This is a genomic window from Sphingopyxis sp. PAMC25046 (assembly GCF_004795895.1).
Lineage (GTDB): Bacteria > Pseudomonadota > Alphaproteobacteria > Sphingomonadales > Sphingomonadaceae > Sphingopyxis.
The window spans coordinates 804,932-821,448 of sequence record NZ_CP039250.1 but is presented as its reverse complement, the minus strand read 5'-3'; the positions used below and the strand labels follow the sequence as shown (position 1 = coordinate 821,448).

12 protein-coding genes are annotated in these 16,517 nt (G+C 65.3%); 1 reads left to right on the top strand and 11 read right to left on the bottom strand.

Annotated elements, in window-relative coordinates:
• Positions 1-27 precede the first annotated feature (27 nt).
• From E5675_RS03770 to zwf, 11 genes are all read right to left on the bottom strand, one after another.
• Positions 28-366 carry a hypothetical protein gene (locus tag E5675_RS03770; RefSeq protein ID WP_136173406.1) on the bottom strand — a complete coding sequence of 113 codons (339 nt, stop codon included), beginning with the start codon at positions 364-366 and terminating at the stop codon, positions 28-30.
• A gap of 118 nt (positions 367-484) precedes the next feature.
• Complete coding sequence (locus E5675_RS03765; RefSeq protein ID WP_136173405.1) at positions 485-1,486, bottom strand: NAD(P)H-dependent glycerol-3-phosphate dehydrogenase; 1,002 nt, start codon at positions 1,484-1,486, stop codon at positions 485-487.
• A 137-nt stretch (positions 1,487-1,623) separates the two neighbouring features.
• Complete coding sequence (locus E5675_RS03760; protein WP_136173404.1) at positions 1,624-2,562, bottom strand: alpha/beta fold hydrolase; 939 nt, start codon at positions 2,560-2,562, stop codon at positions 1,624-1,626.
• Between the two features lie 30 nt (positions 2,563-2,592).
• Positions 2,593-3,444 carry an alpha/beta hydrolase gene (locus E5675_RS03755; protein ID WP_136173403.1) on the bottom strand — a complete coding sequence of 284 codons (852 nt, stop codon included), beginning with the start codon at positions 3,442-3,444 and terminating at the stop codon, positions 2,593-2,595.
• 2 nt (positions 3,445-3,446) lie between these two features.
• A complete protein-coding gene (locus E5675_RS03750; RefSeq protein WP_136173402.1) occupies positions 3,447-4,895 on the bottom strand; it encodes a DUF3336 domain-containing protein in 1,449 nt (482 codons plus the stop codon).
• 23 nt (positions 4,896-4,918) lie between these two features.
• Entirely contained in the window at positions 4,919-6,487 is a 1,569-nt protein-coding gene (locus tag E5675_RS03745) for a wax ester/triacylglycerol synthase family O-acyltransferase (protein ID WP_136173401.1), read from the bottom strand.
• Positions 6,488-6,603: 116 nt separating this feature from the next.
• Entirely contained in the window at positions 6,604-8,961 is a 2,358-nt protein-coding gene (locus tag E5675_RS03740; RefSeq protein WP_136173400.1) for a glycerol-3-phosphate 1-O-acyltransferase, read from the bottom strand.
• 3 nt (positions 8,962-8,964) lie between these two features.
• Positions 8,965-10,551 (bottom strand): HAD-IB family hydrolase, encoded by a 1,587-nt coding sequence (locus E5675_RS03735; protein ID WP_136173399.1) that lies wholly within the window; start codon positions 10,549-10,551, stop codon positions 8,965-8,967.
• A 61-nt stretch (positions 10,552-10,612) separates the two neighbouring features.
• Positions 10,613-11,236, bottom strand: coding sequence for a bifunctional 4-hydroxy-2-oxoglutarate aldolase/2-dehydro-3-deoxy-phosphogluconate aldolase (gene eda, locus E5675_RS03730; RefSeq protein WP_136173398.1), 624 nt, complete (start codon positions 11,234-11,236; stop codon positions 10,613-10,615).
• A 92-nt stretch (positions 11,237-11,328) separates the two neighbouring features.
• Positions 11,329-13,170 (bottom strand): phosphogluconate dehydratase, encoded by a 1,842-nt coding sequence (gene edd, locus E5675_RS03725; RefSeq protein ID WP_136173397.1) that lies wholly within the window; start codon positions 13,168-13,170, stop codon positions 11,329-11,331.
• A 207-nt stretch (positions 13,171-13,377) separates the two neighbouring features.
• Positions 13,378-14,781 carry a glucose-6-phosphate dehydrogenase gene (gene zwf, locus E5675_RS03720; RefSeq protein WP_247594867.1) on the bottom strand — a complete coding sequence of 468 codons (1,404 nt, stop codon included), beginning with the start codon at positions 14,779-14,781 and terminating at the stop codon, positions 13,378-13,380.
• Positions 14,782-14,965: 184 nt separating this feature from the next.
• On the opposite strand from zwf, the gene glpD reads away from it, so the two are divergent.
• Positions 14,966-16,516: a glycerol-3-phosphate dehydrogenase gene (gene glpD / locus E5675_RS03715; RefSeq protein ID WP_136176323.1), complete on the top strand. Its 1,551-nt coding sequence runs from the start codon at positions 14,966-14,968 to the stop codon at positions 16,514-16,516.
• Position 16,517 lies beyond the last annotated feature (1 nt).

The following is a 16,517-nucleotide window of genomic DNA, read 5'->3' as shown; positions in this document are numbered from 1 at the left end:
GAGCAGGGCTCGGGGAAATCGGGGGCGTTATCCGCCGACCGTCACGCGGCCGGTGCGATACCCCTTCTTGCGCATTTTCTTCACATAATCCTTGTCGGCGTCGACGACCTCGACGGTCCATTCATCCCACGCGTCCCAGCGGTCTTCGCGGTCGGTCGCGCGGTGAAGGTCGCTGCGCAGCTCCTTCTCGGCTTCGAGGATATCGGCTTTATAATTGTACCAATATTGGTTCACGATACCGGCGATCGGTTCGGCGCGGATCTGCGGCGCTTCGAAGCCGGGGGGCATCGCATGATAGGGAACGGCGGCAACCGCGGCCGTGGCGGGGAGAGCGGCAAGCATCGCCAGAGTCGTCCATTTTTTCATTTTTCGTCTCCTTCTGGATCCTGTTGGACAGGAGAGAAACGAAGGAGCGGCGCGATTTATTCCCCGCTCGACGATGATTCGGCACGGTTCGCGGTGGAATCGTCCTATTCGGCAGATTTCAGCCGGGATGCGCCTCGTCGCCGACGCTCGATTTCAGAAGCCCGCGAAACACGTCGAGCGCGCTGCGCCGGCCCTGCGTCACGTCGAACACGTCGCGCGCGATCGGCATATCGAGACCATGTTGATCCGCGAGCGCCATCACCGTCGGCGCGCTCTTCACCCCCTCTGCCACCATGTTCATCCCCGCGATGATCTCGTCGATCGGCCGCCCCTTGCCCAGTTCGACCCCGACGTGGCGGTTGCGCGACAAGGGGCTGGTGCAGGTCGCGATCAGGTCGCCCATTCCGGTGAGACCCGCGAAGGTTTCGGGGCGTCCCCCCATCGCAACGCCCAGTCGGGTGATTTCGGCAAGCCCGCGCGTCATCAACCCGGCGCGCGTGTTGTCGCCGGCGCCGAGCCCGTCGCCCATGCCAACCGCGATCGCGATGATATTCTTGAGCACCCCGCCGAGCTCGCAGCCAAGCAGGTCGGTGTTGGTGTAGACGCGGAACAACCCCGAGTGAAACACCGGCTGGAGCGCGCGGACGACGATCTCGTCCTCCATCGACAGCACGCTCGCCGCCGCCTGCCCGGTCATGATCTCGCGCGCGAGATTGGGCCCGGTGAGCACGCCGACGGGGTGGCCGGGGAGCACTTCCTCGATCAGCTCGGTCATCCGCTTGCCCGAGGCGAGTTCGAGGCCTTTGGTGAGGCTGATGACAGGCACCCACGGGCGCAGATGATTACGCGCCTCTTCGAGCACGCTGCGGAAGCTGTGCGACGGCACCCCCATGACGAGCACATCGGCGCCCGCGACGACCTCGGCCATGTCGTTCGTCGCGCAGAGCGTCGAGGGCAGCTTGATGCCGGGAAGATATTTGCGATTTTCGTTATCGGCATTGATGCCGTCGACGGTTTCGGCATCGCGTGCCCAGAGCGTGATCGGCGCGTTGCGCGACACCAGTGCCGCGACCGTCGTGCCCCAGCTCCCCCCACCGAGCAGGCCCACTTTGAGGCGCATATGTCTCTCCCCTGTTTTGGGGGAGAGTGACGCCGGATTGGGGGGTTGGCAAGCCATCCATCGTCACCCCGGATTGATCCGGGTCCACCATCGCATCGGCGTCATGGATCCCGGATCAAGTCCGGGATGACGAATCTTCAGGAGGAATGCTCGGCCAGGAACGCGCGTTGAATTTCTGCCGTCGCTTTCGGATCCTCGATCATCGGCACATGCGCGACATGGTCGAAAATGTGGCTGCGGCTGCCCGCGATCCCGGCTTCGAGCACCGCGACGCAGCTGACGTCGATCAGCTTGTCGTGGCGTCCCCAGAGGATGAGCGTCGGCACCTGCACCTTGCCGAGCTCGCCGTTGAGCGGCGCCTGCTCCATCTCGTCGGCGATGACCCAGAAAATCTTGTCGAGCAGGTCGCGGTGCCGCAGCGCATCGGCGTAGATCACGGGCTTCAGCCGCGTAGGAACGTAGGTCGGCTTGTGCACGACGAAGGCGATGAGGCGGTCGGCATCCTCGAGATTGGCGAGTACGAGCGGGTTATAGTCGCGGTCGGCCGCGAGCCTTTGCAACTCGCTTTCGTTCGCGCCAAGGATGCCGGCATTGTTCATCAGCGTCAGCGTGCGCAGCGCGCCGGGATAATCGATCGCGAAGCGCAGCGCGATCCAGCCGCCCATGCTGTTGCCGCCGAGATGCGGGCGATCGATGCCGAGCGCTTCCAGAAATCCCTTCAGCCGGGTGGCCTGGCTGCCGACGTCGAAAGGCAGTTCGCCGTCGCGGTCATTCTCGCCAAAGCCGGGGAGGTCGGGCGCGATCAGGTGATAATCCTTCGTCAGCCATGGCGCGTAGAAGGTCCAGTGATCCTTGTCGGCACCGAAGCCGTGGACCATGACGAGGGTGGGCTTGGCCGGATCGCCGCCTTCGAGATAGGGCCAACGGCGGCCGTCGACCGCGACCGTCTTGCGCACGACCCGCGCGCGTTTCCGCATCAGCCAGCGCATCAGCTGCACCAGCTGTTCGGGGAAGAGGAAATAGAGCAGCGCAAGCGTGATGAGCGGCGCGAAGATCAGGACGAGGAGGATTTTCATGTCAAACTAACTCCGAACTCCCCACGCCGTTTAGGACTGCCCCACATGCGCGTCGAACCATCCGACCAGATCGCCCAGCACCGCACCCTGTTCGGGCTCGTTGTAGATTTCGTGGAATAGCCCGGGGTAGATTTCGAGCCGTTTGTCCTTCGACGCGACATTCGCAAAGAGATAGCGCGAGCCCGCCGGGGCGGTGAGGCGGTCGGCCTCGCCGTGCTGGATCAGGATCGGCAGGCGGATCTTGGACGCGTCGGCCTGTGCGACCGCCATCGCGTCCATGAATTCCTTGCCCAAGCGCGCGCCGATCTTGCCGTCATAGACGAGCGGGTCGGCGCGATAGGCCTCGACTACCGCCGGATCGCGGCTGACGCCATTGGCGTCGAGCGATAACACGCCCAGGCGCGGGAAGAAGCGCGACAGGAAGCGGCTGATCCAGACGGTAAAGCGCGACGGCGGCTCGGCGGGCAGGATCGCGGGGCCCGACAGGGCCGCGGCGACGAAGGCCTGCTGGCGCTCGACGAGGAACAGCGTCGCGATCAGCCCGCCCATGCTATGGCCGAGGAGCAGGCGCGGCGTATCGCCATGGTTGATTTCGACGAGCGTCAGCAGTTCGCTCATCCCGTCGAGAAAGGCCGAAAAGCGCGGGACGTAGCCGCCCTCCCCATCCGATTGGCCATGCCCCCAATGATCGACGGCGTAGATCGCATAGCCGGCGTCGGTCAACCTTTTCGCGACATGGGCGTAACGCCCGGCATGTTCGGCGTAGCCGTGCGCGAGCAGGACGATGGCGCGCGGGCGCCCTTCGGGAAGCCAGTGGGTGACGTGGAGCTTCGCGCCGGCGCCGGCCGATTCGGCGGGCAGGATCACCGCGCCGCTTGTCATATTCAGCGCACCGCCTTCTTGAGCGCCGCGCTGCGATGTCCCGGGCCGTCATCCCCCGCCTTGTCGATCTTCGCCAGTATCGCTTCGAGCGCGCGGCTGATCGCGGTCTGGGTGCGGACCATTTCGATCTTCGGCCAGGCGGTCCGCATGCCGGTGTCGATCAGCTCGTCGATGTCGTCCTGCCCCAGATCCGACAATATCTTCGCCGGCGACCAGAATTTGGGTGGGCGTATGATGTTGATGTCGCCGGTATATTCCTGGTTGATCACCGAGCGCGCCATATTGGCGATGCTGTTCAGGGGCGGGATCAGCTCGAGCGGCTTCTGAAAAATCACCATATTGGCGTTAAGCCAAGCCTTGAAGGTCGTCATCGACGCGTGCTGGATCGCCTCGACCGGCGCCATCTGCTTGCGCGTGTCGGTCGCGAAGGGCAGCGCGATCGGGTTCGCCTGGCTGACGATATGATGGTTGACGCCATAAAGGCGTTCGAGCCGCTTGGTCGGGATATCGTGCGTCACCGAACCGTCGACCCAGCGCCGGTCGGGCTGGTAGGGGACGCGCTCGCCCGCATCGTCGCGCGCCATCAGCATCACCGGCGGAAAGACGCCGGGGACCGCGCACGATGCGAGCACCGCTTCGCGGATCAGCACGTTCGGCGCGGTAATCGCATTGAGCAGGCGGCCGTTCTGATGCTTTTCGGCTGGCGCGACCGAGACGTTGAGATGGCGGCCGCTGACCTCATAGGCTTCCTGGAAGGTCAGGTCGGGGATCAGGCCGGCCAGCCGCTCGCGTACCTCGTCGGGCGCGAGGCGGCGTCCCTCGGGATCGCGGTCGGGATTGGCAAGGCGGTCGCTTTCGAGGAAGGCGCCGATGTCGGCATTCTTGCGCGTGCAGACGACCGCAGCGACGATCGACCCGCCGCTCGCGCCCGACATGATCGCGGGGAGCACGCCCTCTTCCCACAAGGCCTTGACGACGCCGATATGGAAGAAAAGGAAGCTGCCCGAACCCGAGAGCAAGAGCGCCGAGCGGCCATAGCAATGCTGCGCACGGCGGAAGAAATCGCGCTTTTCCTCGCGGCCGATGCTGCGTGCGGCGGCGATCTTGTCCAAGGATGCGACGACCTCGGCGACATAATCCTCGACCAACTTTTTCGTGCCGAAGCGCGCTTTTTGATACAGCCGCTCGTGCCCCATGCCGTCGATATTGCCGTGGATGCCTTCGTTGAGGACAAAGAGCAGGCCCTTGACGTCGCCCGCCGCCGACAGCTTGCGCAGCTTTTCGAGCCGCGCGCGGATCGCCCTGTAATCGAAATGCTTGCTTTCGTCGGCGTCGCGCCACGCCTGCATCCCCGATTTCCGGTCATGCTCGTGCGCCGCTTTGGTCCAGGCGGCATAATCGGGGGCGGTCACAAGGTCGCGGTCGGCGCTGAGCGTCGGGGTGAAAAGCATTCGGTAGTCCTGCGAGAGCATCGTTATTTTTTGCGAGTCTTGCCGGTTGCGTTCGCTTTAGCAACCGGTTTCACCCTGTCCTTTGTTGCAGTTTGGGCCGCCATCTTTGGTTTCGTCTTGGGTTTCGGAGCAGGCTGCGGCGCCGCTTTCGGCTTTGCCGTAGCGGCTTTTGCTTTTTCGGGTTTCGGCGCCGCCGTCATCAGGTCGGCGAAACTTTCGTCGATACATTCGCGGAAAAAAGCGATGTCGGGCATGATCGATCGTTCGCCGATGATCGAAAAGGCGATGCGGCCGTTATAGCTCGGCGTCGCGACGAACAGCCCCATATTGTTCGCGAGCGGCGCCATGCCGTGCTGCTGCACGAGCTGCGCGCCCGCGAGATACAGCGGCACCTGCGCGCCGGGGACGTTCGAGATGAAGAGGTTGGTGCCGCGCACCGCGAACCGCTCGCTGGTGACGAGGCGCGCGACCGCCGCCATCGTCGCGCCCGGGATGTGCTGCGACAGGTCGGTCATGATCCGCGCGCTGACCCCCGCTTTGGCCTCCTTCGCCTCGACCGTGTAGTCGCGCACCGCCGCGAGCCGTTCGAGCGGATCGGCGATATCGGTGCGGATCGGCACACTCATCGCCGAGACCTGATTGCCCGGCGTACTGGCCTTGCCGCCTTTGCCGCGCAGATTGACCGGCGCGACCGCGACGAGGCTTTCCTTCGGCAATTCCTTATGCTTCTGAAGATATTTGCGCAGCGCGCCGCCGACGGTGGTGAGCACGACGTCGTTGACCGTCGCGCCGGGCACCTTCTTGCGGATTTCGGCGACGTCGGCGAGCGCGACCGTCGTCGCGTCGAACATCTTGTGCGGGCCGACGGGGACGTTGAAGCGCGTTTCGGGGACGCCCGCGGTCATGCCGCCCTCGGCGATCGACTTGCGCGCCGACGAGATGATCGCGGGCGACATCTTCATCAGCGCGTTCATGAATTTGACCGGCGACTGCATCGACGCCGACCAGGCGCGCGAGAGCGTTTCGGCGCTCGATGGCGCCTTGCCCAGTTCCTCGACCGGCGGCGGCTCGGGTATCGCGGGCGTGCCCTTCGCATCGATATCGCTCATCGCGATAAAGGCGTGCGCGCCCGACGCGCCGTCGACGGCGGCATGGTGGACGCGGTGGAGCATCGCAAAGCTGCCCTTCGGAATGCCGGGGATGCGGTCGAGCCCCTCGATGATATAGATGTCCCAGAGCGGCCGGTTCATATCCATCGGCTTCGAGAACCAACGCGCCACCGCGATGCAGAATTGCCGCCAGTCGCCGGGTTCGGGCAGGCGCGCGTGGCTCATATGCGCCTCGATATCGAAATGCTCGTCCTCGACCCAATAGGGATGGTCCATGTCGAACGGCAGCCGGTGGAGGCGACGCTTGAACAAGGGCGAGGTGTCGACGCGGCTTTCGACGTGGCGGATGATGTCCTTGAAACGCACGAAGCCGCCCGGCGCGGTCGAGGGGTCGTAGATATAGACCCCCATGATGTGCGTCAGATTGTTCGCGGTCTGGGTATAAAGGAACTGGGCGTCCTGCGCGCTGAGCTGTTTGAGCATTTGGACCTATCCCCTGAAACCAAAAAACATCTCGTCATTCCCGCGGAAGCGGGAACCCAGCGAGCTGCCGTTGCAACTGGGTTCCCGCTTTCGCGGGAATGACGAAGGAAGGAAAGTCACGCCCGCTCTCCTGAACCCGGCAATCGGTCCGCAAGCGCGACGGTCGAAAGCCGCATCGTTTCCATGACGTTGGCAAGGCCGCGCAGTTCCATCAGCAGTGCGCGGCGCACGGCGAGCGTGTCAGGCGTCGCCTCCTCGGCGAGCCCCATGTGACGCATCAGCGACAGCCCATTGGCAAAGAGCAATTTGCCGATCGCCGCCTCGCTGCTGATCCGGCGGAGCAGATAGGCCTGCCGTCCCTCGACGAGCGCCGCGTCGAGCAGCGCCTTTTCATCGACCGCATCGCCGGGCTTGGCGCGCGCGAGCAGGTCGGCGACGACCGAATAGGCCTCGGCGAAGGGCAGCAGGATCGCGTGGCCGACGACCGGCTGGCACCGGCGGAGCAATTGCGCGATGCCGCGGTCGCCGCTCGCGAGGCGGCGGTCCCAGACGGGGTCGATGCGCCCCAGTTCGGCCTCGATCGCGGCGCGATGCTCATCGCGCGGCGGATAGAAGAATTCGAATTTGAACAGGTCGCGCAGGCGGTCGATCTTCGTCCAGAAGGCGGCGGTCGCATCGCCGCTGTCGGCGTCACGCAGTTCGAACAGCGCGAGTTCGATCATCGCGCGATCGAGGAAATGATGCGCGATGATGTTGCGATAATAACTCGCCATCGGATGTTTGGCGGGGTCGATCGAATAGACATTTTCGCTGCCCGCCTCGTAACGCGTCAGCAGCCCGCTCGCGACGAGCGTATCGACCGTGGCGGACAGCGCGGCATCGTCGCCGCTTTCGAGTTCCTTGCTGAGCCTTATCCCGCGCGCGCGCGCCCAGTCGGTCACCGCGCCGATCGCGCCCAGCAATTCGGCCGAGGTCGCGCCGCGCGGCGCCATGCCGAGCAGGATCAGGCACATCACCGACGTGACGGTGAGCGGCGTGACGCGGTTCGCCTCGACCGCCACCGCAAAGGCGATCTGCTCGAGCGCGCGCTTGTCGTCGGGCCCGGGCGCCGTGTCGATCACTACGGGCTCGCCGATGTCGAGGCGGATGCGGCCCGACGGTTCCTTGAGGCTCTTCATATAGCCGATGAACCACGACAGGCTCTCGGGCTTCTTGTTCCGTCCCGTCTGCTCGGCGGCATATTCCTCGACGTCGCGGATCAGGTCGAAGCTGGTGACGAAGGGCACGAAATGCACGCCGCGCGTCCCCGTCGCATGCGCCGCATCGAGCACATATTTCATCAGGCCATATTTGGGCGGCATCAGCTTGCCGAGGCGTGAACGCGTCCCCTCGAACGCCCAGCTCAGCGGAAAGCGCTTGGCGAGCAGCCAGGCGATATAGTGGCGCAGCACCAGCTTGTAGACGGGCTGGTCCTGAAAGCTGCGGCGGATGAAGATCATTCCCGAACGGCGGAAGAACTCGCCCATGATCGCGAAGTCGAGGTTGGCGCCGCCGAAGCTGTGCAACATCGGCATGTCCTTTTCATAGGTCAGCCGGCTGGGCGTCGCGCCGTCGATATAGGTCTTGTGCGTGAAGAGGATCGCGGTCGGATGCTCGCGCAGGATATTGCGAAGCCTGGCCAACTCGGCCGCGTCGATCTCCATCTCGGGCGCGTAACCGCCGAACATCATGCGGTCGAGCCGCGCGCGCAGGTCGAGGAACAGCGCCGACGGCCGCGCAATGGCCTCTTTCATCAGCGGGCGCGCTTCACGATACAGGTCCGCGACGGGGCGGCCCGTCTTCTCCGCGAGTTCGGCAAGCGCGGCGCGGAATTTGGGACTGGTACGCAGGCCATCGGCGACGAAGCGCGGGACCTTGTAGCGTGTGCCGCGAATCCCGCGCTCGGCGACATCGAGCGCGAGCGCCGCCTGCCGCGCGACGAAGCCGGCGAATTCGGGGCTGTCCGCCCCCTCGCCGTCGCCCCCGCCGGTCTGCTCGCAGAAACGGTCGCGTAGCGCGTCGAGCGTTGCCGCCTCGCCCACCAAAATCTGCGCGCGCCGTCGGTCGCGGAGCAGGATCAGCCGCGACCTGAGCGGCCCCGGATGGCGGGGATCGCCGAAAATCAGGTGACGGAATTTGAGCGCCCGGTCCTTGTCGAAGCCCGGGATGCGCCACGCGACGCGCAGCGGCACGATCAGCCGCGACGGCGCGCCGTCGAGCCGCGCCTGTAAAACATCGACGGGCAGGGCGTGATCGCCGTCCTCGATGTCGAGGCTCGCCCAGGCAGGCTCGTCATCGCCGCCCGACCCGTCACAGGTCGAATGGATCCAGTCGAGCAATATGCGCCGTTCGACGCCGTTGCGCGCGTCGATGATGTAAAGCCGGTCGGCCGCCTCCTCCGCCACGATCGGGTTGCGGGGCGTTCCGTCGGCCACCGCTTAGCCGGTCTTTCCCTTGCGCGCGGCCGGCTTTTTCGCCGGCGCCTTTTTCTTTGGGGCAGGCTTCTTCTCAGTCACCTTTTCAGGCTTCGCTTTCGCGGCCTTTTCCTTGGGCGGAGCGGTCTCGGTCGCGACCGATTCCGCCACGCTTTCCTCGGGCTGCCCGAGCGTGCGCAGGAACATGTTGCGCACGTCGCGCACATGGTTGCTGATCGTCTTCGGTGTCCACTTCGACGTATCGACCGGCGGCAGCACGGTGACGCGCACCGTCGCGGGGCGCATCACGAACTCATTCTTGGGCGCGACGTCGGTCGCGTTATGGATGACGATCGGGACGATCGGCACCCTCGCCTGCATCGCGAGGTGGAACGCGCCCTTCTTGAAGGGTTCGAGCTTCGGCGTCAGGCTGCGCGTGCCCTCGGGCGCGATGCAGATCGACTTGCCTTCCTGCTGGATCGCGTCAACCAGCGGCTCCATTGCCTTGATCGCGCTCTTGCCGTCGGCGCGGTCGACGAACACGGTGCCCCCCCATTCCATCAGTTTTCCCAGGATGGGGATGTCCTTGATCTCTTTCTTCCCTACCCCGCCCATGTCGCGGCGGATGAGCTTGGCGAGGATCATCACATCGGCCTTGCTCTGGTGATTGAAGATGAAGACGCACGGGCGCGACGACCAGAGGTGGCGTTCATCCTCGACCTCGAGCTCGACGCCGGTGATCGCGGTTGCGAAATCGCCGAACAGCCCCATCGAGAAATTGACCGCCTCGCGCTGCGAACGCGTGAGCGCCCAGATCGGCAGCCCCGCGGCAAAGGCACCGACGAGCGAGCCCGTGGCATAGATGGTGCGCGTGTAATCGACCCACGACGGCGTGCCGCGGCTCGCGAAGCGCTGGACCGGCCAGTTCCGTTCGTCGGCGATGCCCTTCAGCTTCATGTTGGGATTGAGCGGGCGCGGCTTGCCGACGCGTTCGAGCAATTCGATATCGTCGTCGCTGTCCGAATAGAAAAAGCTCTGGTCGAGATCGAGGCCATATTCGGCGGCAAGTTCTTCGGCGGCGAGCACCTTGCCCTCGCCGAAACAGAGCGGACGGATGATTTCGCCGGTGAAGACCCCATCCTCGATCTCGTACGACGAGCATTTGACGTCGGTGATGCCGAGGTCGCGCGCGGTCGGCTCGATCTGGTAGATCGTCGCCGACGAGATGATCGCGACGCGGTGCCCCTTCGCCTGATGCGCCTCGATGATCGCGCGCGTTTCGGGATAGATTTTGCGCGCGATATGCTTTCGGTAAAGCTCCTCGCCGAACTCGACGAAACTCTCCTCGTCGACGCCCTTCATGAACTTCGCCGCGGCGGTCATCAGCCCCGAGAAGCCGATGCTGCCGAGACTGTGCTGCGCGAGGACGTTCGCTGTCTCGGCGATTTCCTCGACCGACATTTCGCGGCGCTGGAATTTCTCGCGCAGCATCGCGGTCGCCGAATAGCCCGAGATGATCGTGCCGTCGAAATCGAACAGCGCGGCGATATGCGGTCCGGGTTCGGACGCCAGAACTTCTTCCAAATGCGGCTGCGGCCTCGGCACGCGCATCTCCCCACCAACGGCTTATTGCCGCCTTGTCCCTGCACGATGACAGGTAAAATGGGGTTAATCAATGGCCCGAAAGTGCCGATGCCTCGCGCGCCAAGGCCTCGATCTTGACCGTGTCGAGCGGCCCCGACGGAACGACCCAGCTGCCGCCGACGCAGAGCACCGGACCCAGCGCGAGCCAGTCGGGCGCGGTCGCGGCGCTGATGCCGCCGGTCGGGCAGAAATTGATGCCGCCGAACGGGCCAGCGAGCGCCTTCAGCGCCGGGATGCCGCCGCTCGTCGCCGCGGGGAAGAATTTGAAGCTGTCGAGGCCGAGGTCGAGCCCCGCCATGATGTTCGACGCATTGGCGACGCCGGGCAGGAAGGGAACGCCGCTCGCGACTGCGGCTTCGCCGAGACTGTCGGTGAGGCCGGGCGAGACGATGAATTCGGAGCCCGCGTCGATCGCATCCTTGAGCATCCGCGGGTTGAGCACCGTGCCCGCGCCGACGACGGCGCCCGGGACCTTCTTCATCGCCCGGATCGCGTCGAGCGCGGCGGGGGTGCGCATCGTCACCTCGAGCACCTTGAGCCCGCCCGCGACGAGCGCCTCGGCCATCGGCACCGCATCCTCGACACGGTCGATGACGATCACCGGGATGACGGGGGCGAGCGCCATGATCTGTTCGATGCTGTGGTCGGTCATGTCTTTTTCCTTCGTCGCCCCCGCGAGGGCGGGGGCCGTTGGCAGGGTGGCGCTAGGCCGGTGGCGGCCCCCGCCTTCGCGGGGGCGACGGATTAAGTTACGGTTTCCATCGCCGCGAGCACTGCCGAGCCGCCCTTTTCCGCCTCGTCGGCGTGATGGCGAAACAGCGCGAAGAGTTCGCGACCGACGCCGACGGCGGGGGGTGGCGCGGCAGCGGGCTGGCGCGCCACCCATTCAGCTGCGTCGACGAGCGCGACGACTTCGCCCTTCACCGCGCAAACGCGGACGATGTCGCCGTCCTGCAGATAGGCGAGCGGGCCGCTCACCCCGTCGGGGCCGGGCAAGGCTTCGGGCGAGAGGTGGATCACCGCAGGCACCTTGCCGCTCGCGCCCGACATGCGGCCGTCGGTGAGCAAGGCAACGCGAAAGCCCTTGTCCTGTAGCACGCCGAGCGCCGGGGTCAGCTTGTGCAGTTCGGGCATGCCGTTGGCACGCGGGCCCTGGAAGCGGACGACGACGACGACGTCGCGTTCGAGCTCGCCCGCCTTGAACGCGGTCAGCACCTGGTTCTGGTCGTCGAAGATCCGGCACGGCGCCTCGATCGTCCAGCGGTCTTCGGCGACCGCGCTCGTCTTGATGATCGCGCGGCCGAGATTGCCCGCGAGCAGGCGCATCCCGCCATCGGCCGAGAAGGGCGCGGCGACCGGGCGCAGCATCGTATCGTCGCGGCTCGTTTCGGGCGCCGCCTGCCAGTTAAGTTCGTCATCCACGAGCACGGGCTCGGCTGCATAGTCGGCCATCGTTCCGCCGACGGTCAGCACGTCGCCGTGGAGCAATCCCGCACCGAGCAGTTCGCGCACGACATAGCCGATCCCGCCCGCGGCGTGGAAATTGTTCACGTCGCCCGCGCCGTTCGGATAGACGCGCGCGAGCAAAGGCACCGCGTGGCTGAGCTCATCGAAATCCTGCCAGTCGATGACGATCCCCGCCGCGCGGGCGATCGCGGGCAGATGAATCGCATGGTTGGTCGAGCCGCCGGTCGCGAGGAGGCCGATCGCGGCGTTGACGATCGCTTTCTCGTCGATGCAGCGACCAAGCGGGCGATAATCGTCGCCGTCCCAGCCGATCTCGGCGATCCGGTGCGTCGCGGCGCGCGTCAGTTCCTGCCGCAGCTTCGTACCGGGGTTGGTGAAGGCGCTGCCGGGGATGTGCAGCCCCATCAGCTCCATCATCATCTGGTTCGAGTTCGCGGTGCCGTAGAAGGTGCAGGTGCCCGCGCCATGATAGGACGCGGCTTCGGCCTCGAGCAGCTCGTCGCGGCTCGCCTTGCCCTCGGCATAGAGCTGGCGGACGCGCTGCTTTTCCTTGTTCGCGAGCCCCGAAGGCATCGGCCCCGCGGGAACGAGAATCTGCGGCAGGTGACCGAAGCGCAGCGCGCCGATCAGCAGTCCGGGAACGATCTTGTCGCAGATGCCGAGCAGCAGTGCGCCCTCGAACATCGCATGGCTCAGCGCAATCACCGTGCCCTGCGCGATATTGTCGCGGCTGAACAGCGACAGGTCCATGCCCGCCTGCCCCTGCGTCACGCCATCACACATCGCGGGAACGCCGCCGGCGACCTGCGCGGTAACGCCAACCTCGCGCGCGAACAGTTTGATCTGCTCGGGATAGCGACCATAGGGCTGATGCGCCGACAGCATGTCGTTATAGCTGGTGACGATGCCGATGTTCATCGCTGCGCCGGTGCGGATCGCGGGCTTGTCCTCGCCCGACGCCGCGAAGCCGTGCGCGAGATTGCCGCACGACAGGTTGCCGCGGTTGGTGCCGGCATCGCGCTGGCGGTCCATGAGGTCGAGATAGGCGGCGCGGCGCGGCGCGCTGCGGCGGGTGATGCGGTCGGTGACCGCGGCGATGGTGGGGTGGAGATCAGTCATAGTGCAATACTCAATCCCTTCTCCCCTTGCGGGAGAAGGATACGAAGCCTTGCGCCTTTGGCGCTAGGCGGAGTTGGATGAGGGGTTGCGAGCCAAGGGCTCGCGCGCTCGCCATGCGAGCGCATACCCCTCACCCAGCTACAACTAGCCAGCAAGCTGGCAAGTCTGCGCAACCCTCTCCCGCAAGGGGAGAGGGGGTTTATCTCCTCAATCATGCCAGCTCGCTCCGTCGCGTTCGATCAGCGCGATCGCGCTCGACGGGCCCCAGCTTCCCGCGGTGTAATTCTGCGGCGCCATATCGATCGCCGCCCAGGCATCGCGGATCGAATCGATCCACTGCCACTGCGCCTCGACCTCGTCGCGGCGCACGAACAAAGTCTGGTCGCCCTCGATGAAATCGAGCAGCAGGCGTTCGTACGCAATACGCCGCCGCTCGCCCGCAAAGCTGTGCGAGAGCGAGACGTCCATCGTCACTTCTTTGAGCTTCACGCCCTCGCGGTCGAGCCCCGGCTGCTTCGCCATCACCTTGACCCGGATATTCTCCTCGGGCTGCAGGTTGATGATCATGCTGTTCGCGTTGAGCTTGCCCGCGCCGACGCGCGCGAAAATATTGTGCGGCACCGGTTTGAACTGGATCAGCACTTCGGACTTGCGCTGCGGCATCCTTTTGCCGGTGCGAAGGTAAAAGGGCACGCCCTTCCAGCGCCAATTGTCGATATAGGCCTTTAGCGCGACGAAGGTTTCGGTGTTCGATGGATCGCCGAGTTCGTCGGCATAGCCCGCGACCGCGCCGCCGTTCACCGCGCCGCTGGTGTACTGGCCTTTCACGCTGTGCGCTTTCACATCCTCGGCAGTCATTTTGCGGAGTGAGCGCAGCAGCTTGACCTTTTCGTCGCGCACCGCGGTCGACGACACGCTCGCCGGCGGCTCCATCGCGATGATCGCGAGCAATTGGAGCATATGGTTCTGCACCATGTCCTTGAGCGCGCCGACGCCGTCATAATAGGAGACGCGGCCTTCGAGCCCGACCGTCTCGGCGACGGTGATCTGCACATGGTCGATCGCCTGCGCATTCCACAGCGGCTCGAAGAGCATGTTGGCGAAGCGCAGCGCGAGCAGGTTCTGGACCGTTTCCTTGCCGAGATAATGGTCGATGCGGAAAACCCGGTCCTCGGCAAAGGCGTCGCCGACCTCGGCATTCACCGCGCGCGACGAGGCGAGATCGTGGCCGATCGGCTTTTCCATCGCGATGCGGCATTCGGCGCACGCGATATTCGCGGCCTTGAGGCCCTGTGCGATCGGGCCGAACATCGACGGCGGGGTCGAGAGATAGGCGCCGATCGGGCGGCCGAGCCGGTCGCCGAGCATTGCCGCCAGCGCGTCGTAACCCGTCCCGGCACCGGCATCGACCGGACAATAGTCCACGCGTTCCAGAAAGCTCGCAACCTGCGCTTCGTCGAGCCGGTCGTCGGACAGATGATCGGTCAGCGCTTCGCGCACCATGTGGTGACACGCCGCGCGATCCATCTTCGACCGCCCCGACGCGACGATCGTCAGCGCGTCTTCGAGCAGCCCGTCGACGTGGAGATTGTAGAGCGAGGGAAAGAGCATGCGCTGCGCAAGGTCGCCCGTCGCGCCGAACAGGATCAGGGTTTCGACTTTCACGCTCACTATAATCCCCTTCGACAGTTTTTCAGAATTGGAGGATGCACCCTGCGAATGCAACGCGCATACGTAAGCCGCATACGATGTCGAGAGCTTGGCAAATCGGGTAACGCTGCCATAGGGAAAAATGATGCCCGACAGCACGCCCCCTTATGATGTCATCGTCGTCGGCGGCGGCGTCAACGGCGCGGGCGTCGCGCGCGATGCCGCGGGGCGCGGCGCGCGGGTCCTGCTGCTCGAGGCAGACGACCTTGCGCAGGGCACGTCGTCGAAATCGACCAAGCTCATCCACGGCGGGCTGCGCTATCTCGAACATTATGAATTCGGCCTGGTACGCGAAGCGCTGAAGGAACGCGAGCGATTGTGGCGTATCGCGCCGCATATCATCCATCCGATGCGCTTTGTCCTGCCCTATCGCGACGGGCTGCGCCCGCGCTGGCTGCTGCGGCTCGGGCTGTTTCTCTATGACCATATCGGGGGCCGCGAGAAGTTGCCCGCGACGCGCTCGGTCGACTTGCGCCGCCATGCCGCGGGCGGGCCGCTCCAGCCGCAATATATTCGCGGCTTCGAATATTCGGACGGCTGGGTCGACGACGCCCGGCTCGTCGCGCTCAACGCGCGCGACGCCGCCGACCGCGGCGCGCGGGTGCGAACGCGAACGCGCGCCGAAATGCTGCGCTGCGAGGACGGACTTTGGGTCGTCGATGCGGTGGGCGATCAGGGCCATCAATATCGCTTCACCGGCCGAAGCGTTGTCAATGCCGCGGGGCCGGCGGTTCTCGACCTGCTGCAGCGCGCCGACGCCGAGCCCGACCACCGAATGCGCCTCGTCCGTGGGTCGCATATCGTCGTGCGAAAATTGTTCGACCATGATTATGCCTATTTCTTCCAGCTTCCCGACGGGCGCATTTTCTTTGCCATTCCCTATGAACGCGACTTCACGCTGATCGGGACGACCGACCAGGATCACGACGGCCCGGCGAGCGAGGCCGAAGCGAGCGCGGAAGAGATCGCCTATCTTTGCGAAGGCGCGAGCCTCTATTTCCGCGCGCCCGTAACCCCTGCCGATGTCGTCTGGACCTATTCGGGTGTCCGGCCGCTGATCGAGGATGGATCGGGACGCCCCGAGGCGGCGACGCGCGGATACCGCATCGACCTCGACATGGATGAGGGGGCGCCATTGCTCACCATCTATGGCGGCAAGATCACCAGCTACCGCCATGTCGCCGAAGAGGCGGTCGACCGGCTGGCCGCCCATGTTTCCGCGCTTTCGGGAAAGCGCTGGACGGCGAAAGCCCCGCTGCCCGGCGGAGATTTCCCCGCCGATGGCGCCGCCTTACTGAAGGCCGAATATAAACTCGCTTACCCGTTTCTTCCCGCCGCGACGGTCGACCGCATCGTCAAGGCCTATGGTACCGACGCGCGCGAATGGCTGGCGGGGGCGACGGGCTGGGACGATCTCGGCGGCGAGATTGCGCATGGGCTGAGCGTCGCCGAAGTCCGCTGGATGGTTCGGCACGAATGGGCGCGTACGACCGACGACATCCTCTGGCGGCGGAGCAAGCTGGGGCTGCATTTCACGCCCGGTGAGGTCGCACGCCTCGCCGAACAGGCTGAGCGGCTCGTCGTCGAAGCCCGAGTCGCCGACCCCGCTCATTTCGACGAACGCTCGACCGCTTGAT